At 52.7% G+C, this 25,371-nt stretch carries 25 protein-coding genes and 1 tRNA gene; 12 read left to right on the top strand and 14 right to left on the bottom strand.

Annotation, left to right across the window (positions count from 1 at the left end; all coding sequences use genetic code 11):
* Genes OGX96_RS04975 through hemW form a run of 5 tightly spaced genes read left to right on the top strand, consistent with a single transcriptional unit; the run spans window position 1 to window position 3,307 of the window.
* Window positions 1-705: a YggS family pyridoxal phosphate-dependent enzyme gene (locus OGX96_RS04975; RefSeq protein WP_057067562.1), complete on the top strand. Its 705-nt coding sequence runs from the start codon at window positions 1-3 to the stop codon at window positions 703-705.
* An 18-nt stretch (window positions 706-723) separates the two neighbouring features.
* Window positions 724-1,290, top strand: a complete 567-nt coding sequence (locus tag OGX96_RS04970) for a YggT family protein (protein WP_003825417.1) — start codon at window positions 724-726, stop codon at window positions 1,288-1,290.
* Entirely contained in the window at window positions 1,287-1,577 is a 291-nt protein-coding gene (gene yggU / locus OGX96_RS04965) for a DUF167 family protein YggU (protein ID WP_003027101.1), read from the top strand. The genes OGX96_RS04970 and yggU overlap by 4 nt, the downstream gene beginning before the upstream one ends.
* 7 nt (window positions 1,578-1,584) lie before the next feature.
* Complete coding sequence (locus tag OGX96_RS04960) at window positions 1,585-2,178, top strand: XTP/dITP diphosphatase (RefSeq protein ID WP_003825414.1); 594 nt, start codon at window positions 1,585-1,587, stop codon at window positions 2,176-2,178.
* Entirely contained in the window at window positions 2,171-3,307 is a 1,137-nt protein-coding gene (hemW, locus tag OGX96_RS04955) for a radical SAM family heme chaperone HemW (protein WP_003825412.1), read from the top strand. Before OGX96_RS04960 ends, hemW begins: the two co-directional genes overlap by 8 nt.
* A gap of 114 nt (window positions 3,308-3,421) precedes the next feature.
* On the opposite strand, the gene ansB is transcribed toward hemW, so the two are convergent.
* The 4 genes from ansB to trmB form a co-directional block, all read right to left on the bottom strand.
* Window positions 3,422-4,468: an L-asparaginase 2 gene (gene ansB / locus OGX96_RS04950; protein WP_003027108.1), complete on the bottom strand. Its 1,047-nt coding sequence runs from the start codon at window positions 4,466-4,468 to the stop codon at window positions 3,422-3,424.
* 188 nt (window positions 4,469-4,656) lie between these two features.
* Window positions 4,657-5,376 carry a YggN family protein gene (locus OGX96_RS04945; RefSeq protein WP_286582342.1) on the bottom strand — a complete coding sequence of 240 codons (720 nt, stop codon included), beginning with the start codon at window positions 5,374-5,376 and terminating at the stop codon, window positions 4,657-4,659.
* A 49-nt stretch (window positions 5,377-5,425) separates the two neighbouring features.
* Window positions 5,426-5,752 (bottom strand): YggL family protein, encoded by a 327-nt coding sequence (locus tag OGX96_RS04940; protein WP_003027115.1) that lies wholly within the window; start codon window positions 5,750-5,752, stop codon window positions 5,426-5,428.
* Window positions 5,752-6,471: a tRNA (guanosine(46)-N7)-methyltransferase TrmB gene (gene trmB, locus OGX96_RS04935; protein WP_003825406.1), complete on the bottom strand. Its 720-nt coding sequence runs from the start codon at window positions 6,469-6,471 to the stop codon at window positions 5,752-5,754. Before trmB ends, OGX96_RS04940 begins: the two co-directional genes overlap by 1 nt.
* Window positions 6,472-6,631: 160 nt before the next feature.
* On the opposite strand from trmB, the gene mutY reads away from it, so the two are divergent.
* From mutY to OGX96_RS04915, 4 genes are all read left to right on the top strand, one after another.
* Complete coding sequence (gene mutY, locus OGX96_RS04930; protein ID WP_286582340.1) at window positions 6,632-7,684, top strand: A/G-specific adenine glycosylase; 1,053 nt, start codon at window positions 6,632-6,634, stop codon at window positions 7,682-7,684.
* A gap of 27 nt (window positions 7,685-7,711) precedes the next feature.
* Window positions 7,712-7,981, top strand: coding sequence for an oxidative damage protection protein (locus OGX96_RS04925; RefSeq protein ID WP_003027126.1), 270 nt, complete (start codon window positions 7,712-7,714; stop codon window positions 7,979-7,981).
* Between the two features lie 86 nt (window positions 7,982-8,067).
* A complete protein-coding gene (mltC, locus tag OGX96_RS04920) occupies window positions 8,068-9,153 on the top strand; it encodes a membrane-bound lytic murein transglycosylase MltC (RefSeq protein WP_128611709.1) in 1,086 nt (361 codons plus the stop codon).
* 210 nt (window positions 9,154-9,363) lie between these two features.
* A complete protein-coding gene (locus OGX96_RS04915; protein WP_071445575.1) occupies window positions 9,364-10,620 on the top strand; it encodes a nucleoside permease in 1,257 nt (418 codons plus the stop codon).
* Between the two features lie 52 nt (window positions 10,621-10,672).
* Here the strand turns inward: OGX96_RS04915 and OGX96_RS04910 are convergent, their stop codons facing one another.
* Window positions 10,673-12,808 (bottom strand): ornithine decarboxylase, encoded by a 2,136-nt coding sequence (locus OGX96_RS04910; protein WP_286582337.1) that lies wholly within the window; start codon window positions 12,806-12,808, stop codon window positions 10,673-10,675.
* A gap of 468 nt (window positions 12,809-13,276) precedes the next feature.
* On the opposite strand from OGX96_RS04910, the gene OGX96_RS04905 reads away from it, so the two are divergent.
* Together OGX96_RS04905 and OGX96_RS04900 are read left to right on the top strand one after the other, a co-directional pair.
* Complete coding sequence (locus tag OGX96_RS04905) at window positions 13,277-13,984, top strand: DUF554 domain-containing protein (protein ID WP_048215570.1); 708 nt, start codon at window positions 13,277-13,279, stop codon at window positions 13,982-13,984.
* 105 nt (window positions 13,985-14,089) lie between these two features.
* A tRNA-Phe gene (locus tag OGX96_RS04900) sits at window positions 14,090-14,165 on the top strand.
* Between the two features lie 282 nt (window positions 14,166-14,447).
* On the opposite strand, the gene gss is transcribed toward OGX96_RS04900, so the two are convergent.
* Both gss and OGX96_RS04890 read right to left on the bottom strand, forming a co-directional pair.
* Window positions 14,448-16,307 carry a bifunctional glutathionylspermidine amidase/synthase gene (gss, locus tag OGX96_RS04895; protein WP_286582335.1) on the bottom strand — a complete coding sequence of 620 codons (1,860 nt, stop codon included), beginning with the start codon at window positions 16,305-16,307 and terminating at the stop codon, window positions 14,448-14,450.
* Between the two features lie 153 nt (window positions 16,308-16,460).
* Complete coding sequence (locus tag OGX96_RS04890; RefSeq protein ID WP_286582334.1) at window positions 16,461-18,749, bottom strand: FdhF/YdeP family oxidoreductase; 2,289 nt, start codon at window positions 18,747-18,749, stop codon at window positions 16,461-16,463.
* A gap of 218 nt (window positions 18,750-18,967) precedes the next feature.
* On the opposite strand from OGX96_RS04890, the gene yghU reads away from it, so the two are divergent.
* Window positions 18,968-19,834 carry a glutathione-dependent disulfide-bond oxidoreductase gene (gene yghU / locus OGX96_RS04885; protein WP_008785803.1) on the top strand — a complete coding sequence of 289 codons (867 nt, stop codon included), beginning with the start codon at window positions 18,968-18,970 and terminating at the stop codon, window positions 19,832-19,834.
* Window positions 19,835-19,928: 94 nt separating this feature from the next.
* Here the strand turns inward: yghU and hybG are convergent, their stop codons facing one another.
* The 7 genes from hybG to hybA are packed head-to-tail and all read right to left on the bottom strand — an operon-like array spanning window position 19,929 to window position 25,371.
* The gene (hybG, locus tag OGX96_RS04880; protein WP_003024459.1) at window positions 19,929-20,177 is read right to left on the bottom strand and encodes a hydrogenase maturation factor HybG; all 249 of its coding nucleotides are present in this window, start codon (window positions 20,175-20,177) and stop codon (window positions 19,929-19,931) included.
* 30 nt (window positions 20,178-20,207) lie between these two features.
* Complete coding sequence (gene hypA / locus OGX96_RS04875) at window positions 20,208-20,549, bottom strand: hydrogenase maturation nickel metallochaperone HypA (RefSeq protein WP_003828349.1); 342 nt, start codon at window positions 20,547-20,549, stop codon at window positions 20,208-20,210.
* Window positions 20,542-21,030 carry a hydrogenase-2 assembly chaperone gene (hybE, locus tag OGX96_RS04870; RefSeq protein ID WP_008785804.1) on the bottom strand — a complete coding sequence of 163 codons (489 nt, stop codon included), beginning with the start codon at window positions 21,028-21,030 and terminating at the stop codon, window positions 20,542-20,544. The genes hypA and hybE overlap by 8 nt, the downstream gene beginning before the upstream one ends.
* Window positions 21,023-21,517, bottom strand: a complete 495-nt coding sequence (locus OGX96_RS04865; protein WP_032944999.1) for a HyaD/HybD family hydrogenase maturation endopeptidase — start codon at window positions 21,515-21,517, stop codon at window positions 21,023-21,025. The genes hybE and OGX96_RS04865 overlap by 8 nt, the downstream gene beginning before the upstream one ends.
* The gene (hybC, locus tag OGX96_RS04860) at window positions 21,517-23,220 is read right to left on the bottom strand and encodes a hydrogenase 2 large subunit (RefSeq protein WP_003828353.1); all 1,704 of its coding nucleotides are present in this window, start codon (window positions 23,218-23,220) and stop codon (window positions 21,517-21,519) included. Before hybC ends, OGX96_RS04865 begins: the two co-directional genes overlap by 1 nt.
* Window positions 23,217-24,395 (bottom strand): Ni/Fe-hydrogenase cytochrome b subunit, encoded by a 1,179-nt coding sequence (hybB, locus tag OGX96_RS04855; protein ID WP_003828354.1) that lies wholly within the window; start codon window positions 24,393-24,395, stop codon window positions 23,217-23,219. Before hybB ends, hybC begins: the two co-directional genes overlap by 4 nt.
* Window positions 24,385-25,371: a hydrogenase 2 operon protein HybA gene (gene hybA, locus OGX96_RS04850; RefSeq protein WP_003828357.1), complete on the bottom strand. Its 987-nt coding sequence runs from the start codon at window positions 25,369-25,371 to the stop codon at window positions 24,385-24,387. Before hybA ends, hybB begins: the two co-directional genes overlap by 11 nt.

Raw genomic sequence — 25,371 nt, 5'->3', positions numbered from 1 at the left:
ATGAACGATATCGCGCATAACCTGGCACATGTCCGGGACAAAATCTCAGCCGCCGCGACGCGTTGCGGGCGGTCTTCAGAAGAAGTTACGTTGCTTGCAGTCAGTAAAACCAAACCTGCGAGCGCCATCGAAGAAGCCATTACCGCAGGGCAGCGTGCCTTCGGTGAAAACTATGTGCAGGAAGGGGTGGATAAGATCCGCTACTTCCAGGAAAAAGGCGTCAACGATCTGCAGTGGCACTTTATCGGCCCGCTGCAGTCCAACAAAAGTCGTCTGGTCGCTGAGCACTTTGACTGGTGCCATACGATCGACCGTCTGCGTATCGCTGCCCGTCTGAGCGAACAGCGCCCGGCGGAACTGCCGCCGCTCAATGTACTGATTCAAATTAATATCAGCGATGAGAACAGTAAGTCAGGAATTCCGCTGGCAGAGCTTGATGCACTGGCCGCTGAAGTCGCTGCACTGCCGCGCATTACCCTGCGTGGTCTGATGGCGATTCCGGCTCCAGAGTCAGATTATGTAAGGCAGTTTGAAGTTGCACAGCAAATGGCGGTAGCATTTGCCGGGTTGAAAACACGCTACCCAGGCATCGACACTCTCTCACTGGGAATGTCTGATGATATGGATGCCGCCATCGCGGCGGGTAGCACGATGGTGCGCATTGGCACTGCCATTTTTGGTGCTCGTGATTACACTAAAAAATAAGGAAAACTAAGGAACACCATGAATACGTTGACCTTCCTGCTCTCAACGGTAATTGAGCTGTATACCATGGCGCTGCTGCTGCGCGTGTGGATGCAATGGTCTCGCTGCGATTTTTACAACCCGTTCTCGCAGTTTATAGTGAAAATCACTCAGCCCATCATTGGGCCGTTACGCCGCATTATTCCCCCGATGGGGCCGATCGACAGCGCATCGGCATTAGTTGCGCTCGTTCTCAGCTTTATCAAAGCAATCGTGCTGTTTAAGGTGGTCACGTTCCAGCCGATCATCTGGATCGCCGCCGTACTGATTGTCCTGAAGACTATCGGGCTGTTGATTTTCTGGGTGCTGCTGGTGATGGCGATTATGAGCTGGGTCAGCCAGGGCCGCAGTCCTGTAGAGTACGTGCTGATTCAACTGGCAGATCCGCTGCTGCGTCCTATTCGTCGCATACTTCCAGGCATGGGCGGGATCGATTTCTCCCCAATGATTCTGGTTCTGCTGCTCTACGTTATTAACATGGGCATCGCGGAAGTGTTACAGGCGACAGGCAACATGCTGCTGCCGGGGCTGTGGATGGCGCTATGAGTGCCGTTACACCCTGCGACGACGGTCTGGTTTTACGGCTCTACATTCAGCCTAAAGCCAGCCGTGACAGTATTGTGGGTTTACATGGCGACGAAGTTAAAGTCGCCATTACCGCCCCACCGGTTGATGGCCAGGCCAATAGCCATCTGGTGAAGTTTCTCGGTAAACAGTTCCGTGTGGCAAAAAGCCAGGTCGTCATTGAGAAGGGCGAGCTTGGACGTCACAAACAGGTTAAAATCATTCATCCGCAACAGATCCCGCCCGAAATTGCGGCGTTAACTGATTAGGTATCCCATGCAAAAAGTTGTCCTCGCGACCGGCAATGCCGGTAAAGTGCGTGAACTCGCCTCTCTTCTGAGTGATTTCGGTCTTGATGTTGTTGCCCAAACGGAACTGGGTGTTGATTCTGCAGACGAGACCGGGCTGACGTTTATTGAGAACGCCATTCTGAAGGCGCGTCATGCCGCGCAAATTACCGGCTTACCGGCCATTGCTGATGACTCAGGTCTGGCAGTAAATGCCCTTGGCGGCGCGCCGGGTATCTATTCAGCCCGCTATTCCGGCGAAGATGCGACCGATCAGCAGAACCTGGAAAAACTGCTTCACACCCTGCAGGATATACCTGATGACAAACGCCAGGCGCAGTTCCACTGCGTGCTGGTGTATATGCGCCATGCAGACGATCCAACGCCTGTTGTGTGCCACGGAAGCTGGCCGGGCGTGATTACCCGTGAACCTGCCGGAAACGGTGGTTTTGGCTACGACCCGATCTTCTTTGTGCCGTCTGAAGGGAAAACCGCAGCCGAACTGACCCGTGAAGAAAAGAGTGCAATTTCTCACCGCGGCCAGGCGCTGAAGCTGCTGCTGGATGCCCTGCGTAATGGTTAAGCTTCCGCCGCTAAGTCTTTATATTCACATCCCGTGGTGCGTGCAGAAATGCCCGTACTGCGACTTCAACTCGCATGCGCTAAAGGGCGAAGTCCCTCATGACGACTATGTGCAGCATCTACTGAGCGATCTGGATACTGAGGTGGCCCATGCCCAGGGCCGTGAAGTAAAGACGATTTTTATCGGTGGTGGCACGCCGAGCCTGCTTTCTGGCCCGGCGATGCAAACGCTGCTCGACGGCGTGCGAGCACGGCTGAATCTGGCCGAAGATGCAGAAATCACGATGGAGGCGAATCCCGGGACGGTGGAAGCCGATCGCTTTGTGGATTATCAACGCGCTGGCGTCAACCGTATCTCGATTGGCGTACAGAGCTTTAGCTCCGCCAAACTCGAACGTCTGGGACGTATTCACGGGCCGGAAGAAGCCAAACGAGCAGCACACCTGGCGAGCGGTCTGGGGCTACGCAGTTTTAACCTCGACCTGATGCATGGTTTACCGGATCAGACGCTGGAAGAGGCGCTGGGCGATTTACAGCAGGCCATCGCGCTCAACCCACCGCATCTTTCCTGGTATCAGTTGACCATCGAACCCAACACGCTGTTCGGTTCCCGACCGCCGGTTTTACCGGACGATGACGCGCTGTGGGATATTTTTGAGCAAGGCCACCAGCTACTTACCGCCGCGGGATATCAGCAGTACGAAACCTCAGCCTACGCCAGACCGGGTTATCAGTGTCAGCACAACCTTAACTACTGGCGTTTTGGCGACTATCTTGGCATTGGCTGCGGCGCACACGGTAAGATCACATTCCCTGACGGACGCATCCTGCGCACCACCAAAACACGGCATCCGCGTGGGTATATGCAAGGGCGTTATCTCGAAAGCCAGCGCGATGTCGCCGAAGCCGATAAGCCGTTCGAGTTCTTCATGAACCGTTTCCGGCTGCTGGAAGCCGCGCCTCGCGCGGAGTTCACGCAATATACCGGTCTTACCGAAGACGTTATTCGTCGACAGATCGATGAGGCTATTTCCCAGGGCTACCTGAGTGAATGCGATGAGTACTGGCAGATTACCCAACACGGTAAGCTGTTCTTGAATTCGCTGCTGGAGCTGTTTCTGGCGGAGTGATGGCTGGTGAACGTAGGCCTGATAAGCGTAGCGCCATCAGGAAAATTGCCGGATGGCGGCTGCGTCTAATCCGGCCTACAGGGTTAGGGCGGTAAGCGCAGCCACCTTCATCGATTAATACTGATTAAACATTTCCTGGATCTGCTTAGGATCCTTGGTTTGAGTCAGCGCAAGCTGCAGCAGAACACGTGCTTTTTGCGGGTTCAGGGAACCTGAAGCCACAAATCCGTATTTTGCATCATCAACTTCTGCATCCTGTGTAGTGGCGCCCGTTGGTACACGGGATGAACGCACTACAACGGTACCTTTATGCGCGGCGGTTGCCAGCGTATCGAAAATGGTTTTATACAGGTTACCGTTACCTACACCCGCACTGACGATCCCAGCGTAACCCGCATCCACCAGCGCTTTTGCCGGCAGATCGGAGGCGTTAGCGTAGTTATAAACAATCCCAACCTTCGGCAGCTCGGTCAGCTTAGACACATCGAACGGAGTAGACGTGGTGTGCTTACGCGCAGGCGTACGCTGGTAGTCGATTTTACCGTTATGGATGTAACCCAGCGGGCCGTAGTTAACGGATTTGAAGGTAGCGACGTCGGTAGTGTTGGTTTTAGTCACGTCACGACCATCCATAACGGTGTCGTTCATCACCACCAGCACTCCGCGGTTGGCAGAGGCTTTGTCTGCGGCAGTTACTACCGCGTTATACAAGTTGAACGGGCCATCAGCGCTCATACCCGTAGACGGACGCATTGCACCGACCAGCACCACCGGCTTGTTGCACTTGACGGTCAGGTCGAGGAAATAGGCGGTTTCTTCCATGGTATCCGTACCATGTGTTACCACGAAGCCGTCGGTTTTATCACACTCGGTATTAATCTTTTTCGCCAGCGTTAACCAGACTTCGTCATTCATATCCTGGGAGCCGATATTCACCACCTGCTCGCCTTTAACGACAGCGATATCTTTCAATTGAGGTACGGCCTCAACCAGATTTTCTACGCCAACCTTGCCTGCCGTGTAGTTAGATTTTGTCGCGGAATCACCACCGCCGGCAATCGTTCCGCCGGTCGCTAAAATGGTGATGTTTGGCAGTGCAAGCGCCGCGCCGCTGAAACCCATAACCAGTGCGGCAAGTGCCGTTTTCTTGAAAAACTCCATGTTATTTCTCCAGTTACTTGAATTTGCAGCATTATGTCTATCCTACAGATGAATAATGTGACGAGTTCCAATTAACCAGATTTATATCTCCACCAAATTGCCGTTCTTAGAGATGGATATCAAAAAAACAGAAATATACAAAATAAAACGGCACAGAATGTTTCTGTGCCGTTAATAAGAGGTGAAGATTATTTCAGAGTGCTAACCAGCGTTTTACGATCGTTTTCCAGCGTCACAACGCGGGAACAAACATCTTTGCCAAACTGCTGGAAGTCTTGTTCCTGACTCTTCCATTCGTTCTGAATTGAGGTCTGCAAACCACCGAGGCTTCCGAGTACGCCCTGCAGTGGATTACCACCGCCTTTGAGCACGGCTTTCGCTCCCATCTCGTTGATGCTGTCCTGCAAAATGCCGCCCATCGCCTGATTCACCAGCTGTTGTCCGTCCGCGCGGACCTGATCAATCGCCTTATAATGGAAAGTCAGGCCATCAGTTCGATGCTCGATGATGCGGTTCATCTGCTCTTTCAATTGCGCATCCAGCTTGGTTAAGCGGTCACGCATGTTGCTGCTTTCACCGACCTCTTTGGCGATTATTTTGTCCAGCGCCACGCGACCTTTCTCTACGCGCGCTCTGGCACCTTCGTCGATCCACGGCAGGCTGCTACGCAACGCCGCCTGATAATCTTTGGCCTGCTCACGCTGTGCGGCGTTCAGGTTGTACTGTTTACCGTTGAAGGTGACATCACCAGCCTGGGTAATAACCAGGTCGCCATTCTCGCCCTTCACCTGCACCGTTTGTGGGCTCAAAATCACATCGTCACGCGGGGTGACGCTGCACTGGTAATCTGCATGTGCGGCCATCGCCGTGAACGTTAGGACTGCCGCCAGCAGCGTTTTGCGCATCATATCTTTCCCTCAATACAAATCGGGCCGGCATTTGCCGACCCTGTGCTACTTAGTCCCACCAAATATCGAAAAGTTCGCTGGTACGCACTTCTTCGAGTTTGTGCTCTTCCAGCCACTTACGCACGATTGCCTGGTGTTCTTCGGTGCATTTGCCGATTTCCTGCAGACAGATCAGACCTTCCCAGGCCAGATAGCCGCTGCCGTCAAAAGCCAGCTTGTTCGGTTCGATGACTTCATTGATAAAGTCATCAACGATTTGATCGACCTGCTCTCCAGATGTACCTTCCGGGAAACGCCATGCAACCGAAAATCCTACTTCCTGGAATTCTTCGATGTGCATCTTTTTACGCAGACGACGGCTACGGTTCTTTGCCATTATTTCACCCTCTCGAACATTAAGTCCCATACGCCGTGGCCAAGACGATGACCACGTTGTTCAAATTTGGTTACCGGGCGCGATTCCGGGCGCGGTACATAATCGTTACTCTCTGACTGGTTTTTATACCCGTCAATCGAGGACATCACTTCAAGCATGTGCTCCGCATACGCTTCCCAGTCGGTCGCCATATGGAACACACCGCCCAGCTTCAGCTTACTTAAGATATGCTCAGCAAACGGTACCTGAACGATACGGCGTTTATTATGACGTGCTTTATGCCACGGGTCAGGGAAAAACAGCTGAACCATAGATAAAGAATTGTCAGGAATCATTTTATGCAGGACTTCAACGGCATCATGGCACATGACGCGCAGGTTCTCGACACCCTCTTCATGGGCTGAAGCCAGACACGCACCAACGCCAGGTGAGTGAACCTCAATGCCGAGGAAATTCTGTTCCGGACGCGCTTTCGCCATTGCAACCAGCGACGCTCCCATACCAAAACCGATTTCCAGCGTGACTGGCGCGTCACGGCCAAACAGTTCTGCGAAATCTACAGGCTCTTCGCTGAACTCAACGCCCATCACCGGCCAGTAGTTTTCCAGCGCGTGTTCCTGCCCTTTCGTCAGTCGCCCCTGGCGACGAACAAAACTACGAATCCGGCGCAGAGGGCGGCCGTTTTCATCAAATTCCGGTGAAATGACGTCGTTCTTCATAAAAGTTTAGTCTGCTGTGTTTGAGTTCTGAAAACGGGCATTATCCAAAGTTAGTTGCCGGATGCAAGTAAAGGAAGAAAGTGAGCAGCGGAAAGTTCCGGTTTACACCCCGTTGCCGCTGTGCTGCAATCTTGCCCCCGGCAATAATGAAACGGTAATCATGCAAGCGTCTCAATTTTCGGCTCAGGTTTTGAGCTGGTACGACAAATACGGGCGGAAAACGCTGCCCTGGCAAATTGACAAGACGCCTTACAAAGTATGGCTCTCTGAGGTAATGCTGCAACAAACTCAGGTTGCGACCGTTATCCCTTATTTTGAGCGCTTTATGTCGCGCTTCCCAACGGTAACGGATTTAGCCCATGCGCCGCTGGATGAAGTTCTGCATTTGTGGACCGGGCTGGGTTATTACGCCCGTGCGCGAAATCTGCATAAAGCCGCGCAGCAGGTTGTGACGCTGCATAGCGGTATATTTCCGCAAACCTTTGATGAAGTAGCCGCCCTACCTGGCGTCGGACGTTCAACCGCAGGCGCGATCCTTTCTCTCTCTCTGGGTCAGCATTTTCCGATTCTCGACGGTAACGTCAAACGCGTGCTGGCTCGCTGTTATGCTGTAAGCGGCTGGCCGGGTAAAAAAGAGGTCGAAAAGAAGCTGTGGGAGCTGAGCGAGCAAGTTACGCCGGCCCAGGGTGTTGAGCGTTTTAATCAGGCGATGATGGATTTAGGCGCGATGGTCTGTACGCGCTCAAAACCTAAATGTTCCCTGTGTCCGTTGGAAAATGGCTGTGTGGCGAGCGCCAATGCAAGTTGGGCGCTGTATCCCGGTAAAAAGCCCAAACAGACGCTACCGGAACGAACGGGCTATTTTTTACTGATGCAGCATGATGATGAAGTGCTGCTCGCACAGCGACCGCCCAGCGGCTTATGGGGTGGTTTATACTGTTTTCCGCAGTTTGACGATGAAGATGGACTGCGCAACTGGCTGGCGCAACGACAAATTAACGCAGATAATCTGACCCAACTTAATGCGTTTCGCCATACCTTTAGCCATTTCCACTTAGATATTGTGCCTATGTGGCTTCCCGTGTCTTCATTCACCTCATGCATGGATGAAGGCAACGCGCTCTGGTATAACTTAGCGCAACCGCCGTCGGTCGGACTGGCGGCTCCCGTGGAGCGTTTGTTACAGCAATTACGTGCCGGTACACACGTTTAACGTACCGGACGATAAAGAGGACTTTTTATGAGCAGAACGATTTTTTGCACTTTCCTGCAACGCGAAGCAGAAGGCCAGGATTTTCAGCTGTACCCGGGCGATCTGGGAAAACGCATTTATAACGAGATTTCTAAAGAAGCATGGGCGCAATGGCAGCATAAACAGACCATGCTGATTAACGAGAAAAAACTCAATATGATGAACGTCGAACACCGTAAGTTACTGGAACAGGAGATGATTAACTTCCTGTTTGAAGGTAAGGATGTGCATATTGAAGGCTATACGCCAGAATCATAAGAACCGTTGCCGGATGGCGCTGCGCTTATCCGGCCTACGTTTTAATCTGGTCCTTGCAAACAACAAACACAACACGCACTCCCGGAATGATGAAAAAATTTCTCGCGCTTGCCGTTATTGCGCCGTTGCTCATCTCCTGTTCCAGTTCGACCAAAAAAGGCGATTCCTATAACGAAGCCTGGGTCAAGGATACCAACGGTTTTGATATTCTGATGGGGCAATTTGCCCATAATATTGAGAATTTGTGGGGATTTAAGGAAGTGCTGATTGCGGGTCCGAAGGACTACGTCAAGTATACCGATCAGTATCAAACCCGCAGCCATATCAACTTTGATGACGGTACGATAACCGTCGAGACCATTGCCGGGACAGATCCCACCGGACACCTGCGTCGGGCGATTATCAAGACATTGCTGATGGGCGATGATCCGGGTTCTATCGACCTCTATTCCGATGTCGACGACATTAAGATTTCCAAAGAGCCATTCCTGTACGGACAGGTGGTTGATAATACCGGCCAGCCCATTCGTTGGGAGGGGCGTGCCACCAACTTTGCCAACTACCTGCTGCAAACACGACTTAAAAGCCGCAGCAATGGCCTGCGTATCATCTATAGCGTGACGATCAATCTGGTGCCGAACCACCTTGATAAGCGCGCGCATAAATACGTCGGTATGGTGCGTCAGGCTTCACGTAAGTATGGCGTCGACGAGTCGCTGATTCTGGCTATCATGCAAACCGAATCCTCGTTTAACCCGTATGCGGTGAGCCATGCCGATGCGCTGGGACTGATGCAGGTGGTACAGCACAGCGCCGGGAAAGATGTGTTCCGCTCGCAAGGTCGCTCAGGCACACCAAGCCGTAGCTTCTTGTTTGATCCGGCCAGCAACATTGATACCGGCACGGCCTATCTGGCAATGCTCAACAATGTCTATTTAGGTGGTATCGATAATCCGACCTCACGCCGCTATGCGGTAATCACCGCGTATAACGGCGGTGCGGGCAGCGTGCTACGCGTGTTTTCGAACGATAAAATTCAGGCCGCGAATATCATTAACAGCATGTCTCCTGGTGACGTTTATCAAACGCTGACCACCCGACATCCCTCTGCTGAATCACGCCGATACCTTTACAAGGTCAATTCCGCACAAAAATCCTATCGACGCCGCTAATGTATTCCTCTTCAGCCCCCTAAAACGGGGGCCTGAAGCACAAAAAATGTTAACTCCATCACTCTTTTGCTTTGCAATCAGAAATTGTTTGCAAATATTTGTCACAGGTAACAAAAAAAGAGTGCATCTCATTGATAGAATCACATCATATAGCCACGGCAAATGTGCCTTTTAAAACATTCATCCGCATTACGGTGTGAGGAAATTAACATGAATCTTAAGCTGCAGCTGAAAGTTCTCTCGTTTCTGCAGTTCTGCTTATGGGGTAGTTGGCTCACTACCCTCGGCTCCTATATGTTTGTCACCCTTAAATTCGATGGTGCATCCATTGGCGCGGTGTATAGCTCGCTGGGGATCGCCGCCGTGCTTATGCCAACGCTGTTAGGGATCGTGGCCGATAAATGGATCAGTGCGAAGTGGGTTTACGCCCTTTGCCACCTGGTCGGTGCAGGAACGCTGTTTGCCGCAGCCGAAGTCACCACGCCAGGGGCCATGTTCTTTGTGATCTTGCTTAACTCCCTGGCCTATATGCCAACACTGGGGCTAATCAACACCATCTCCTACTATCGCCTGCAATCTGCCGGGATGGATATCGTTACCGACTTCCCGCCAATTCGTATCTGGGGCACCATCGGCTTTATTCTGGCGATGTGGGCCGTGAGCTTCTCCGGCTTTGAACTGAGCCATATGCAGCTGTACATCGGTGCGACATTGTCCCTGGTACTGGTACTGTTCACCCTGACGCTGCCGCATATTCCGGTTGCCAATCAGCAGAAAAACCAGAGCTGGACATCAATGCTCGGTCTGGATGCTTTCGCGCTGTTTAAAAACAAGCGTATGGCGATTTTCTTCATCTTCTCAATGATGCTGGGCGCAGAGCTGCAGATTACCAATATGTTTGGTAACACCTTCCTGCACAGCTTCGATAACAACCCACTGTTCTCCGGTAGCTTTATCGTGGAACACGCATCGGTGATGATGTCGATTTCACAGATTTCCGAGACGCTGTTTATCCTGACCATCCCGTTCTTCTTAAGCCGTTACGGTATTAAGAACGTGATGCTTATCAGTATTGTGGCGTGGATGCTGCGCTTCGGCCTGTTTGCCTACGGCGATCCAACGCCGTTCGGTACCGTGCTGCTGGTTCTGTCGATGATTGTTTACGGCTGCGCCTTCGACTTCTTCAACATCTCTGGTTCTGTGTTCGTGGAGAAAGAAGTACGCCCTGAAATCCGCGCCAGCGCACAGGGTATGTTCCTGATGATGACCAACGGCTTCGGTTGTATTCTGGGCGGACTGGTGAGCGGTAAAGTCGTTGAACACTATACGCTGAACGGTATTACCGACTGGCAGACCGTGTGGTTGATCTTCGCAGGTTACTCGCTGGTTCTGGCTTTTGCCTTCGTTGCGCTGTTTAAATACAAACACGTACGCGTTCCAGCAGGCACACAGACTATCGCGCACTAACGTTTACGCAGAGAAAAGCGGGTTACCAAAAGGTAACCCGCTTTTTTTGCGCTTACTTCACCACATATCCATACAGACGCTTAATACCGTCTGCATCCGTTTCACTGTAAACACCTTGCAGCTCCGGCGAGAAGCCTGGCAGCAGGTTTACGCCCTCTTCCAGCGCCAGAAAATATTGCTGTACCGCCCCACCCCATACTTCGCCCGGTACCACGCACAGCACGCCCGGAGGATAAGGCAGCGCACCTTCCGCCGCAATGCGGCCAGCTGCTTCACTAATCCGCACCAGTTCAACATCACCACGGATAAAAGCGCTGTTCGCATCCTGTGGGTTCATCGCCACGGCAGGTAAACTTTCCTGACGGAACATCGCTTTTTGCAGATCTTTCACATCAAAGCTGACGTACAGTGAGTGCATCTCCTGGCACAGTTCACGCAGGGTGTAATCCCGATAGCGTACCGGATACTTATTGAAGATGGTGGGCAGCACATCTGCCAGCGGCGTATCGTCTTCAATATGCTGCTCAAACTGCGCCAGCATCGCCACCAGTTGCGCCAGTTTCTCTGCGCTTTCTGCCGGGGTCAGCAGGAACAGAATCGAGTTAAGGTCGCATTTCTCCGGCACGATGCCGTTTTCACGCAGGTAATGCGCCAGAATCGTCGCCGGAATACCAAACTCGGTATATTGCCCGGTTTGTGAGTCAATGCCCGGAGTGGTTAACAGCAGTTTGCAAGGGTCAACGAAATACTGGTCGCGCGCGTAGCCGGAAAAACCATGCCATTTAGCACCTGGTTCGAAGCTAAAGAAGCGACGCTCGCTGGCAATCACCTGTGTCGGATAGCTTTCCCACGGTTTGCCATCAACTACCGGGGGAACAAACGGCTGAATCATCTTACAGCGGGTAAGTATTGCTTTACGGGCCTCAATGCCCAGCGTCACACACTCCGCCCACAGCCGACGGCCGCTCTCGCCTTCATGGATTTTGGCGTTAACATCCAGCGCCGCAAACAGCGGGTAAAACGGACTGGTAGAAGCATGCAGCATAAATGCATTATTCAGACGCTTATGCGGGCAGAACCGCGCCTGACCGCGAATATGGTTATCCTTTTTGTGGATCTGCGAAGTTTGCGAGAATCCGGCCTGCTGTTTGTGTACCGACTGGGTGACAAAGATCCCCGGATCGTTAGCATCGAGATCCAACAGCAGCGGTGACCCATCGGCCATCATCGGAATAAATTGTTCGTAGCCGACCCATGCGGAGTCAAACAGGATGTAATCACACAGATGACCGATCTTGTCGATCACCTGCCGGGCATTGTAGATCGTACCGTCATAGGTGCCGAGCTGAATGATCGCCAGACGGAACGGGCGCGGTTGATCGGCCTTTTGCGGCGCAACCTCGCGAAGTTGCTGGCGCAGATACTCCTCATCAAAGCAGTGCTCGTCAATACCACCAATAAAGCCAAACGGATTACGCGCCGCTTCCAGATACACCGGCGTCGCACCCGCCTGGATCAGCGCACCGTGGTGGTTCGACTTATGGTTATTACGGTCAAACAGCACCAGATCGCCGCGCGTCAGCAGCGCATTGGTTACTACTTTATTGGCCGCAGAGGTCCCGTTCAGCACAAAGTAGGTTTTATCCGCGTGGAAAACTTTCGCGGCAAATTTCTGCGCATGTTTCGCCGAGCCTTCATGAATCAGCAGATCGCCAAGCTTAACGTCGGCGTTGCACATATCCGCGCGAAACAGATTCTCGCCAAAGAACTCGTAGAAATGGCGCCCCGCGGGATGCTTTTTAAAGAACTCACCGTGTTGATGTCCTGGGCAGGCAAATGTGCTGTTCCCCATCTCGACATACTGAGTCAACGTGTCATAGAACGGCGGCAGCAAATCTTCTTCATACTGACAGGCAGCAGACTCCAGCTCCAGCCAGTCCTGCGCCTGACCGCGAATGACCGCATTCACGCCCGCCGGCAGATCAACATCCGACTCTGCGAACAGAAACACGGGTATATGAAAACCGGTGCGTTTCAGCAAAGCAAGGATCCCGCTGCGGCTATCCGCAACGGTAATGACGACTGCCGCAACGTCAGTAAAATCAGTACTGTCCAGCGACACCACCTGACGATGGCTGGACAGACGAGAAACCAGTTCTCCACTGGCGGCAATTTTCATTGATTTCATAAGCGCAATAACCCGTTTCGGGAAAATCAAAAGTCCCGGACAAAGCCATATTGCTTTGCCCACGAAATGACAGGTCAAACTGGTTACCAGCCCCGACCGCCAGACATCAGTAAAAGCAGATAGCCTCTGATTTTACTGTTATCCTGCAGTGAGCGTGCGCTGCCCTCACCGCATGGTGGGAGCGTAAAGATAAGTCGCAGGAAGGGGCAAACGTCGCGCAAAAAGGCGATGTTGAAGGCGATGTAGGGGGAGTAATATCATCCCAGGCAGCCCCATTCAGACAGGAGAAAATTCGCGCAATCATGGCACCTTTCACTTTCAGGCGCAAGATAAAATCCGGAGCCTGAACCTCACAGATAAACAAGCATTTCGTCTGCCAATCGCGGCATAATAATGCAATCTGAAAACATATTTTACCCAGAGAATTGCCTTTAGCATCAAGACGATAATGGGTATGCAGGAGCAAACGTGGTAATTGGACCCTTTATTAATGCTGGCGCCATTTTATTTGGTGGTGTTCTCGGCGCACTACTCAGCCAGCATTTACCGGAACGCATTCGTGCCTCCATGACCTCCATATTCGGACTGTGCTCTTTGGGGATTGGTATTTTGCTGGTTATCAAGTGCGCTAACCTACCGGTGATGGTCCTGGCTACGTTGGTCGGTGCATTAATTGGCGAGTTCTGTTATCTGGAAAAAGGGATCAATACCGCGGTTGCCAAAGCGCAGCAGCTTTTCACCCGGTCGGATGCCAACACCACGCACGAATCCTTCATCCAGAGCTATGTGGCCATCATCGTGCTATTTTGCGCCAGTGGTACCGGGATCTTCGGGGCTATACATGAAGGGATGACCGGCGACCCGAATATTTTAATCGCCAAATCGTTTCTTGATTTCTTCACGGCCATCATCTTCGCCTGTTCATTAGGTATCGCGGTATCGGCAATTTGTGTACCAATGCTGGCAATCCAGTTAACGCTTGCCACCTGCGCGGCAATGATTTTGCCCCTAACGACGCCAGCCATGATGGCCGATTTCAGCGCCGTAGGTGGGCTACTGTTGTTGGCAACCGGTTTACGTATTTGTGGAATCAAAATGTTTGCGGTTGTGAATATGCTTCCTGCCCTTCTGCTGGCAATGCCGCTTTCCGCCGCGTGGACGGCATTTTTTGCCTGAGAATGCGTGCAATAGCAACAATGTGGTGATAGATTGTGCAGTCTGCGTTGATTTGAAGAAATTTCGTTGACGAAACGAAGCGAATCGGTTTTAATGCGCCTCGTTGCCCGGATAGCTCAGTCGGTAGAGCAGGGGATTGAAAATCCCCGTGTCCTTGGTTCGATTCCGAGTCCGGGCACCACTATTTAGAAGAACCCGCCTATGGCGGGTTTTTTGCTTTTGGCGAAGCGGACTCTCAATCGATCTCAGTTCGATTATTCGCCGCCAGCGGCTCTCCTCCAAATCATCATGCCTTCGCTCCCCCATACATAGAGATCTTCGATTCATCGGCATGGATAAAAATTAGCGAAGGTCATAAGATTCGAGCAGGTTTAAGAATCAGCCTAGAAAGCCTTTTAAAATAAGATTAGAAACCATCAAATAACCCCGTGATGGCAACATCACCATCACAGGGGTTGAGCGGTTATTCCTTCACCACAATCAGCGGTTCAATATCGCTCTCTTTTTTAATCACCAGCGACTCGTCACCGCGCAGGCAGGTACCGCCGTAGTTACCACCTACGGTAAAGGTACAAACCTGGATATATTTACCGGCAACTTTTGGCAGACACCAAAGCTGCTGATAAATGTTCTTCTGCTCGGCAAACTTACCGCTGGTTTTATCCAGTAGCTCTTCCTGATGACTCACCAGATCGATGTTGCTGCCACAACGTCCTGCAATAGGTTTCACCGCATAACCGGTTTGCGCCAGCTCTTCATTAACAGTGAAATCCGTATCTAGCAGATAACGGTGGTGCGGGAACAGTTGCCAGAGGATCGGCAGAATCGCTTTGTTGCCAGGGATAACCGTCCACAGAGGTTCGAAGACCAACACTTCCGGGCGCAGCAGCACGTCGATTAAACGCACTTCCTGATTCGTATGCCCGGTACGAATTGGCACCGCGGCGTACTCCGTTTCGCTGACCTCGCGCACCTGCTCAATTGCGGTTTCCCACGCCCAGGTCTTCCAGACGCAGTTCACCAGACGGCCGTCTCCGTCAGTCAATTGACCGGCGTCATCCCAGCGCAGTTCATCCAAACCTCGCAGAATTTTGCTGTCAAACCCGGCCTGACGCAGCGCCTGCTGCATAAACTGCGCGTGATAGTTTTCCTCGATATCCTTATCCTGCATGATGTGGACAAACGGACGTGCGCGGCTGTGCTTCCAGGCACCCGCCAGTTCGTTGATCAACCCTTCAGCCGGGTTGTGTCCCTGCCCTGTGTAACCACGCTCGGCCCATCTTTCGAGGATCAAACCGGCTTCGGTATGACACGATGCGGAATCGGCGTTGTACTCATACACCTTCAGTCCACGTTCATCCATACAGAAATCCATACGCCCCGTAATCATATGATGCCGACGACGCTGCCAGGAAAGGCGCAGGCGCGGCCAGAGGATTTTCGGGATATCAAACAGCGCCAGCAGGTTGTCGTCTTTCAGCACCTTGTCAGTCGCGTGCAGATACATCAGGTGCAGCTCGTTGGTGGCTTTAATCAGCTCCTGCTCGGCGCTCTCGGTAATGGTGAAGTACTGATGCGGGTCCTGATTAATCACATGGCCGTTCGCCAGCACGTAGGCTTTTTGCAGCGGATCCTGCTCATTCAGCCATTTACCGTCAAATTGCCCGTTATCTTCCAGTCGCGCGCCGCCAATTTTCAGCGAGTCATTGGCGATCTCCGGCTGCGGTAGGCTGAATCGGGTATCATTGGTCTGGATCATCCAACCAAGAATGGTCGTGTCGTCAAAGGTATCACGCAGGGTGTAACAACCGTTCTCAACCACCATCTCCAGTTCGCGGGTCCACTGCTGTCCGGGAGGCAGCGGCGTATGGAGCACGTTCTGTTCGGCAATACGGATTTTGTTTTCCAGCAACTGGGTGACGACCGCCACATGCCCGGTATCTTTAAATTCGCCGCCTTTTTGCCAGATAAGCAGAGCGCCTGCTACCGGCGCGCGGGGCGAACCATTCGGAAATGCCTGTAACGGTAGGATGTTGTCATTCACTACTTCGCGCAGAAAGCGTAAGGAGAAGATCTCCCAGGCCATACCCACATCGGTGAAGACCATGCCATAGTTAAGGAAGAGAAAGCGGCGTGCGAACTCTACGCACTGCCATTTGTGGCCCATGTATTCATCGTCGATATAGCTGCGAAATGCTGCATCATCGTCGTAGTCCCGTGGGTCGAGGGAGCTGTAATCTGAAGAGTAGATTGCTACGCCACCTGGGGCATAGCCCAATAATGTCCCGAATGGGGCATCCTGACTGGTCGTTCCTTTGCTCATGAACCTTACCTCAAAACAATACAGCCTGAGCAGGTTGGCGTGAATTTTTCGCTCTGATTGCCTGCTCTGCGACACTAACCGGACAGAGGTCGACATCATCATACACCTCAACGCAGCGGCTGGCGCTCAGAGGCGAAAAATTCACAGCAGGAATTACGCTTTGGTCAGGGTGACCGGTACGCTTTTATACGCTGGAGTCAAACTTTGTGTATCTACTGCATCCAGCGAAAGCAGGACATTCGCTTCAGGCAGATAAGCGCCAATTGAGCCAGCCGCCATGTTGTAAATCACCACCGTTAAGCCGTACATGATGCGATCCGCGCAGGGCTGACCGTTGTCGTCCAGCGCCTGAACGTTGACCACATCACCCTGGCTCAGACCGCGGCTCGTCACTTCTTCGGCGCTTAAAAACACCACATCCCGACGGCCAGTAATGCCACGATAGCGATCGTTCATACCATATATCGTGGTGTTGTACTGATCGTGGCTACGCAGCGTTGCCAGAACCAGTGCATCAGCAGGCTGATGTTCCCGCTCTACCGCCCGCTGATGGCTGACGATAAAGTTGGCTTTGCCATTCTCCGTTCGCCATTCACGGCGCGAAGCAGGTGTATCCATACGAAATCCGCCCGGCTCGGCAATACGTGCGTTGTAATCGTGGAACGCCGGGATCACGGCTTCAATGGCGTCACGGATCAACGCGTAGTCCCCGGTAAATGCTTCCCAGTTGATCGGAGAATGCGGCAGCGTGGCACGCGCCATGCCCGCCACAATCGCGGGCTCCGATTTTAGCCAGCGGGAAGCCGGCTTCAGCGCGCCACAGGAAGCGTGAACCATCGACATAGAATCTTCAACGGTCACTGACTGGATCCCCGTCGCCTGCATGTCGCGCTCCGTTCGGCCTAATGCAGGTAGCAGGTAGTTATGCTTTGCCATCAGCAGATGCGATCTGTTCAGTTTGGTCGCCACATGGACCTGCAGATCCAGATTTTTCATCGCCGCAAATGTACGCTGCGGCTGGGGCATCGCTACCGCCAGATTGCCGCCCATGCAGATGAGCGCTTTTGCGTCTCCCCGCTCGATGGCCCGAATGCTTTCCACGCTGGAGCGTCCATGTTTGCGCGGAACACGGATAGAAAAATGCTTCTCAAGTCGTTGCAGGAAGTCTTCGGACGCCGCTTCGTTGATCCCTACAGAACGATCGCCCTGCACATTAGAATGGCCGCGTAACGGGCAGATCCCCGCCCCCGGCTTACCCATATTGCCTTTCAGCAGCAACAGATTTACCAGTTGCTGAACGTTCTCGGTGCCGTTTTTATGCTGGGTGATACCCAGACCATAACAAACAATCGTGGCGCTGGATTTACTGTAGCTGTGCGCCAGATCTTCCATCTGACTGCGCGTCAGACCCGAGTCCTGTTCCAGCTCCGCCCAGTTATGCTGACGTAAGTCGTCATACAGCGCTGCATATCCCGCGGTATGTTGGTCGATAAACGCATGATCGAGCGTCGGCTGTTGATCCAGTAGGATCCGCGCTTCGTCCATTTCGATCAGCGCCTTCATTATGCCTTTGAGCAACGAGGCGTCTCCGCCCATTTTTACCTGGTAGTAGTCGTTGCTCAGCTCCGTCGCCTGACCGGTGAACATCTCTTTCGCGCTCTGCGGGAAGCTAAAGCGCTCAAGCCCCCTTTCGTTCAGCGGGTTGATGGAGATAATTTTGGCTCCACGTTTGGCAACGTCGCGTAAGGTGGTCAGCATGCGTGGATGGTTAGTACCAGGGTTATGCCCGATACAAATAACCAGATCGCAGTGGTCAAAATCATCAAGTTCAACGGTCCCTTTCCCAAGGCCAATGGCCGGCGTTAGCCCTGCGCTGGTCGGTCCGTGGCACATGTTTGAGCAATCAGGAAAGTTGCTGCTACCATATTCACGGGCAAACAGCTGATACAGGAACGCCGCCTCATTTGACGTTCTGCCGGAGGTATAAAACTCAACCTGTTGTGCTGAGTCATAGCTGCGCAGACGCTCGCCGATCTCCCGAAAGGCGATATCCCAATCCACCGCCTGCCAGGTGTCAGACACTGCATCGTATTTCATTGGATGCGTCAAACGACCAATGTTTTCCAGTTCATAATCGCTGTAGTGCCAGAGTGTGGAAACTGGGTGACGGCTGAAAAATTCCGGTGACGCTTTCTTACTGGTTGTCTCCCAGGAAACCGCCTTAACGCCATTTTCGCACAGCTCCATTGGTGCACGATGCCCGGGGTCCGGCCACGCACAGCCCGGACAATCGAACCCTTTCACCTGGTTCATTTTGAACATCGCGATAATGTCGCGCGCGACAGCCTTTTGCGAAAACACCGAAGCAGTGACGGCTTTTACCGCACCCCACCCACCCGCAGGGCCCTGATAACCGCTTACTCCTGGAACACCATTTTTCATTATTACTGCTTATTCACCGCCAATTTTTGATGGTGAATACGGTAGCAATTTCCGTCCAACATTGATTTCCTCTTCATGGAGTACGGGCCAGGTACAATGAACGGGTTAGATTTATCTTCCCCTTTCAGCACAAAGCGACATAAAGTCCCAATCTGTTAAATTGAGTTCTACCTAACTGCTACACTGCATCAACACAACCACTCAGAAGGCAGGTCAATATGTCAGACAATACCTATCAGCCCGCGAAAGTCTGGACGTGGGAAAAATCGAACGGCGGCGCATTCGCCAATATCAACCGCCCGATTTCCGGCGCCACCCACGAGAAGACGCTGCCGGTTGGCAAGCATCCGCTACAGCTCTATTCGTTGGGGACGCCAAACGGGCAGAAAGTGACGATTATGCTGGAGGAGTTACTGGCGCAGGGTGTGAAGGGCGCAGAATACGATGCCTGGATTATCCGCATTGGCGATGGCGATCAGTTTTCCAGCGGCTTTGTTGAGGTGAATCCGAACTCGAAGATCCCGGCGCTGCGCGACCACTCGCAAAACCCACCGGTTCGCGTATTCGAATCTGGCGCAATCCTGCTCTATCTGGCGGAAAAATACGGTTATTTCCTGCCGCAGGATTTGGCAAAACGTACTGAAACGCTGAACTGGTTGTTCTGGTTACAGGGTGCGGCGCCGTTCCTCGGCGGTGGTTTTGGTCACTTCTATAACTATGCGCCGGTAAAAATTGAGTACGCTATTAACCGCTTCACGATGGAAGCCAAACGCTTACTCGACGTACTGGATAAGCAGTTAGCACAAAATCAGTTTGTGGCAGGAGATGAATACACCATTGCCGATATGGCGGTTTGGCCGTGGTTTGGCAATGTGGTGCTGGGTAACGTGTACGACGCGGCAGAGTTCCTCGATGCAGGAAGTTACAAGCACGTGCAACGCTGGGCAAAAGAGGTTGCCGCGCGTCCGGCAGTTAAGCGAGGTCGTATTGTAAACCGCACTAACGGGCCGCTAAACGAGCAGCTTCATGAACGTCATGACGCCAGCGACTTCGACACCAATACCGAAGATAAGCGCCAGGGTTAACGCAAGATGCCGGATGGCGGCATAAATGCCTTATCCGGCCTACATAGAAGGCGTAGGCCTGATAAGCGTAACGCCATCAGGCACTAACCGATTGTCACGCGCTGGTGACGTCGTACTCCATGCGGCGAAGTGCGTCTAACGTGGCTTTAGCTTCATCTTCATCAATGATGCTCATGGCGAACCCTACGTGCACCAGCACCCATTGCCCGACCAGCTCAGCGGTATCACCTTCACAAATCAGGGCAATATTGACATCACGTTTGATGCCGCACACTTCAACCTGCGCAAGCTGGTGAATATCTTCACCAACGGCCAGAACCTGACCAGGGACTCCAATACACATATCTGACTCCGCCCCATAGCAACCTATGGGTTATTCGACTTCAATACTTTTCACTTTCAGTGAATCGCCTGCATCAACCCGCAGACGATCGCCCTGACATAGTGGACACTGCGCATCATGCTGGGTGATTTCCACAACCTGACTGCAATCCCAGCACCATGCCTGGGCTGGTTTGTAATCAATATGCAACTCACACCCTTGCGCCAGCGTGCCCTGACAGACGATGTCGAAACTGAAACGGACGGCGCTCTCTTCAACGCACGAGAGCGCTCCGATTTCCAGCCAAACGCCGGTTACACGTTTGACACCGTGCTGCTCTGCCTGCTGTTGAACAATCTCAACCGCGCTCTGACAAAGGGACAGCTCATGCATTTTCGCAGTTCCGACGACCCAGCAGCAGCGCGCGGCGATTTAGCTGCGGCGCATTCGGATCGCTCACCGGCAGCGATAACAGCATGCGCGCGCAATCGTCAGTCAGACGCACACCTTCTTGCGCCGACATACTGTGCGAAAGCGGCGACATCAGTGAACAGGAAAGGTATTGCGATACGCCCTCCAGTTCACCAACGGTAAAGGTCATCTCGCCATACGGCAGACGCAACCCGATTTTTTCGCTGACTTTACGCACCGGCCAGATCTGGTCCGGTCCGGGGAAAATCAGTGCGCTGAGCATCCAGGGTGTGATAACACACCCCGTCCACTGTCCTTCAAACAGCGTAAAATCAGAGACATATACCGGCATGTTCGGATGCAAGAAAGAGAGATCGTGCATCGAACGCCGGGCAACCTCTTCAAACGCTGCCTGAATCTGCGTCTTCGGGGCCGTCTGAAAACCGACAAACTCCTCAGACATGAGCCGCCTCCCGAGGGATCGCTTCAACGCCTGATTCTCGAAGTGCGGCAAGAACCTGCTCCAGCGCAGGTTCAATCATCGCTTCAACCGTTGGCGTTAGCCCGATATGCGGTTCCAGCGATTCCGGAATAACGCCGACTAAGGTCAGCTTTTTCGGAAACTCGCCGGTAAAACGCAGGGCCGACAATACGTCGGCCAGGCCAAGCTGGTGCGGTGAGATTTTGTTGGTAAACAGCGCTGGGATCTCTTCATCCCGCAGGACCATCATCGTTCCTGGCGTGTTTTTCTTCGACACAATGGCGTCAGCAATGATCAGATGATCTCTGTTCGCCATATCGCCGAGAAGCTCCATCCCAGCCGTACCACCGTCCAGAACATCAACAAAGTCTGGCAGGATGTACCGTTGCTCTAATGCCTCAACGATACGTACCCCGATGGCTTCGTCGGTCAGCAAAATATTGCCGACCCCTAAGACTAATATCCGCATTACAGAACCTTAACTGAGACCACTTCGTTCCCGTCAACGTCCACCACATGCACCGCACATGACATACAAGGGTCGAAGGAGTGAATGGTACGAACCACTTCCAGCGGTTTGTTTGGATCGGCAATCGGCGTACCTACCAGCGAGCGCTCATACGGTCCCACTTCATCATTAAAGTTACGTGGGCCAGAGTTCCAGGTTGACGGTACAACCGCCTGGTAGTTGCTGATAATGCCGTCTTTAATCACCATCCAGTGAGACAGCATACCGCGTGGCGCTTCGAGGAAACCAACACCTTTGAATTCGCCTGTTGCCGGAATATCCGGTTTCACGAAGGTGGTGTGGTCGCCTTTACCGATGTTCACAATCAGCGCGTTGTACTGATCCTGCAGAACATTCTGCAGTTCACAGCAGTGAACGGTACGGCCAATAATACGGCCCAGCGTAGAGTGCAACTGCGACACTTCGATAGTTTTACCGGTCAGCTTGGTGTAAATCGCGATGATTTCATTCAGCTTGGCATGGGTAGACTCGCGTTTGGCCGCCAGTTTACACAGCATATTGGCCAGCGGACCCACTTCAACCGTTTTACCGTAGAAAGTAGGCGCTTTAACCCAGGAGTATTTGCCGTCGTCTGACCAACCGGTGTAGTCAGGAACCGTTGTGCCTTCCCACGGAGCCTGCGGCGCTTCATCTTTGTACCACGCGTGTTTCGCACTCTCCTGAATCCCTTTGATCAGGTACTCATCGGAGTGAGAGGTGATCGGACGATAGGTCGACAGATCAGCATCGGTGATGTAACCACCCGGGAACAGGAAGCTGCCGTTTTTACCATCTGTCGGGAATTCCGGCGCACTCAGGTAGTTAACCGCACCCTGACCACGTTCCAGCCACTCAGGATAGAACGCAGCAATAACCGCGGTATCAACCTTGTACACCTGCTCAACGAAGTCGCTCAGCTTATCGATGAAGGACTTGATGTACATCAGGCGTTCAAGGTTCAGCACGCCGAGACCGTCAAGGTTAATTGGGTTAGCAACCCCACCTACCGCCAGGTTCTGGATGTGCGGCGTTTTACCGCCCAACAGTGCCACAACGCGGTTGGCATCACGCTGGCATTCCAGCGCTTGCAGGTAGTGTGCGACCGCAATCAGGTTCACTTCCGGCGGCAGCTGCATTGCCGGGTGACCCCAGCAACCGTTAGCAAAAATGCCTAACTGACCGCTGGCAACAAGATCTTTGATCTTGTTCTGAACCTTGGTGAACTCTTCTGCGCTGTTCAGGTGCCAGGAGGACACGCCGTTCAGCATGGCAGACGCTTTCGCTGGGTCAGCTTTCAGGGCAGAGGTGATATCCACCCAGTCCAGCGCAGACAGCTGATAGAAGTGAACAATGTGGTCATGCGTGGTGTGCGCGGCCAGAATGATGTTACGGATATACTGTGCGTTCACCGGAACATCAATATTCAGCGCACTTTCTGCTGCACGAACGGAAGAGATAGCGTGAGTGGTCGTACAAACGCCACAGATACGCTGCACAATCATCCAGGCATCGCGCGGATCGCGGTTTTTCACGATCTCTTCCATGCCGCGCCACATGGTACCGGAAGCCCATGCTTTAGATACCACGCCATTTTCGATTTCGCAGTCGATGCGTAAATGACCCTCAATACGGGTTACCGGATCAATAGTAATTCTCTGGCTCATGCTTTGCTCGCCTCATGACGATTTTGATCGTTTTGTTTTAAAGGAGGAAGTATCGGCAGTAGACGAATGAGTACGATGTATGCACAAATCTCAATAGCCACAAAACCAATAGAAATCAACAGCTCTTCCCAGGTCGGGAAGTAGTGGTAGCCACCACCAGGATTGAACGCCACCAGCGAATAGGACAGACGCCATGTTGCACAACCCAGCAATGCGCTCAGCGCAGACAGATACAGCATGCGCGAGTCATTACGCAGCTTAGTGACGCGCAGCACCACCAGCGGGAAGACCATCAGCACGACTTCAAGCCAGAACATCAGGGAGTAAAGATCGCCCGAGAACGCATAGGACAGCTTGTCGCGATAGATCAGTTCGCCAAAGCGCAGGACGACGAAAATCGCCAGCAGCACGCTGATGGTATTCGTCAGCTTGATGAACAAACTTTTTTCGTCCGGACCGTTACCTTTCAGACCGGCTTGTACCAACGAGCCTTCAAAGATGACGATCGAGAAGCCCATAATAAAGGCGGTTAATACCGAGAAAAGCGGCAGCATTTCATAAGCTTGCCATAGCGGATGCACCTTATAACCCGCAGAAATCATCAATGAACCCATTGAAGACTGGTGCATGGTTGGCAGCAGCGCGCCGAGGGCAATAATAAAGAACATCACTTTATTCAAACGTTTGAGGGAAACTTTCCACCCCAGACGTTCAAACAGAGCCGGAGCAAATTCCAGCGCCATGATGCCGATATAGATGGTCATACAGACCGCCGTTTCGAACAGTACCGAGTTCACGTTGAAGTGGCCCGGAATGTAGAAATACGGCAGGTTCCAGTAACGACCGACGTCAATGGTGATCGACAGACCACCCAGCGAGTAGCCAAACAGGCTCGCCAGCAGCGCCGGACGAACCAACGGATGGTATTGGCCTCTGTTGAAAACGTACACCGCCCACGCCAGCGCCCAACCACCGCACGCGAAGCCAGTACCAATCAACAGGTCAAACGCGATCCATACACCCCATGGGAAACCGCCGTTCAGATCGGAGACTGAGCCCAGTCCGAAGACCAGACGTTTCACGATCAGGAGCATACACAGGACGATAAGCGGCCCAAAAATAATGACCGGTTTGCTGATTATTTTTCCGCCCAGCGGTTTAGGATCATGACTCATGATCGTCTCCTCCATCGTGATGGTCGTTTTTCGTGTTACGACGAACCAGCACGGTTAAGCCCGCCAGCGCAGCCAGGGGTAATATCATGCCCTTGTACAGGGAATGTTGAACATGTTCGGAACGCGCACCAGTTGAAAGATCATCCAGCTTCGGCAGATCCAAATCCTCGTAAGGAACACCCGTCAGTACCATAACCTGCGTACCACCACCTTCTTTCTCACCGTACAGGTGCGGGTAGTACTTCGGTACCGTATGCAGATAGGTATCGCCTGCTTTCACCGTCTGACGCGGATAGTGGTATTCGCTACCAGGCTTCAGCGCGAGACGTTTTTTCGCCTCAGCCATCAGCTCTTCACGCGTACCAAAAATCACCGCACCGGCTGGGCACACTTCAACACAACCCGGTAAACCACCTTTGTCCAGACGCTCAACGCCTTTCTGGTTACACAGTTCACATTTGTGAAGTGCACCAAACGGGTTGTTGTAGTCGTACTTAGGCACGTTGTACGGGCAGGCGACCATGCAGTAACGACAGCCCGTGCAGACATCTTTGTCATAATGGACGATGCCGGTTTTCGGATCTTTTTTCAGCGCGGAGACCGGGCAAACGGAAACGCAGTTCGGATCAACACAGTGCATGCACTGTTTCTTGATGTATGCGTAGCCATTTTCTTCCTGGTCTTTGTTAACGCCTGTTCCGCTACGCCACACCTGAATGATGTTATTGGTATACGGCGACAGTTTGTCGTTGTTCGACCAGGTTTGCTCGCCTTCCGGGTTACGCGCCGGGAAGTTGATATCCTGACACTTGGTGACACAGGCCTGGCAGCCTACGCACAGCGTCGAGTCATAGAGCATCCCAAGAGAACCAGGGATCGGCGGACGGTTTTCTGCAGCCGCATGGCTGATGGACGGCGCTGCGCCCAACAGCAATGCCCCGCTGGAGGCTGCTTTAATAAAGTTACGTCTGTTCAC

Origin of the sequence: Citrobacter sp. Cpo100 (assembly GCF_030332595.1) — a bacterium.
Lineage (GTDB): Bacteria > Pseudomonadota > Gammaproteobacteria > Enterobacterales > Enterobacteriaceae > Citrobacter > Citrobacter portucalensis.
The sequence above is the reverse complement of the archived record's forward strand: the minus strand, read 5'-3'. Positions and strand labels throughout refer to the sequence as shown.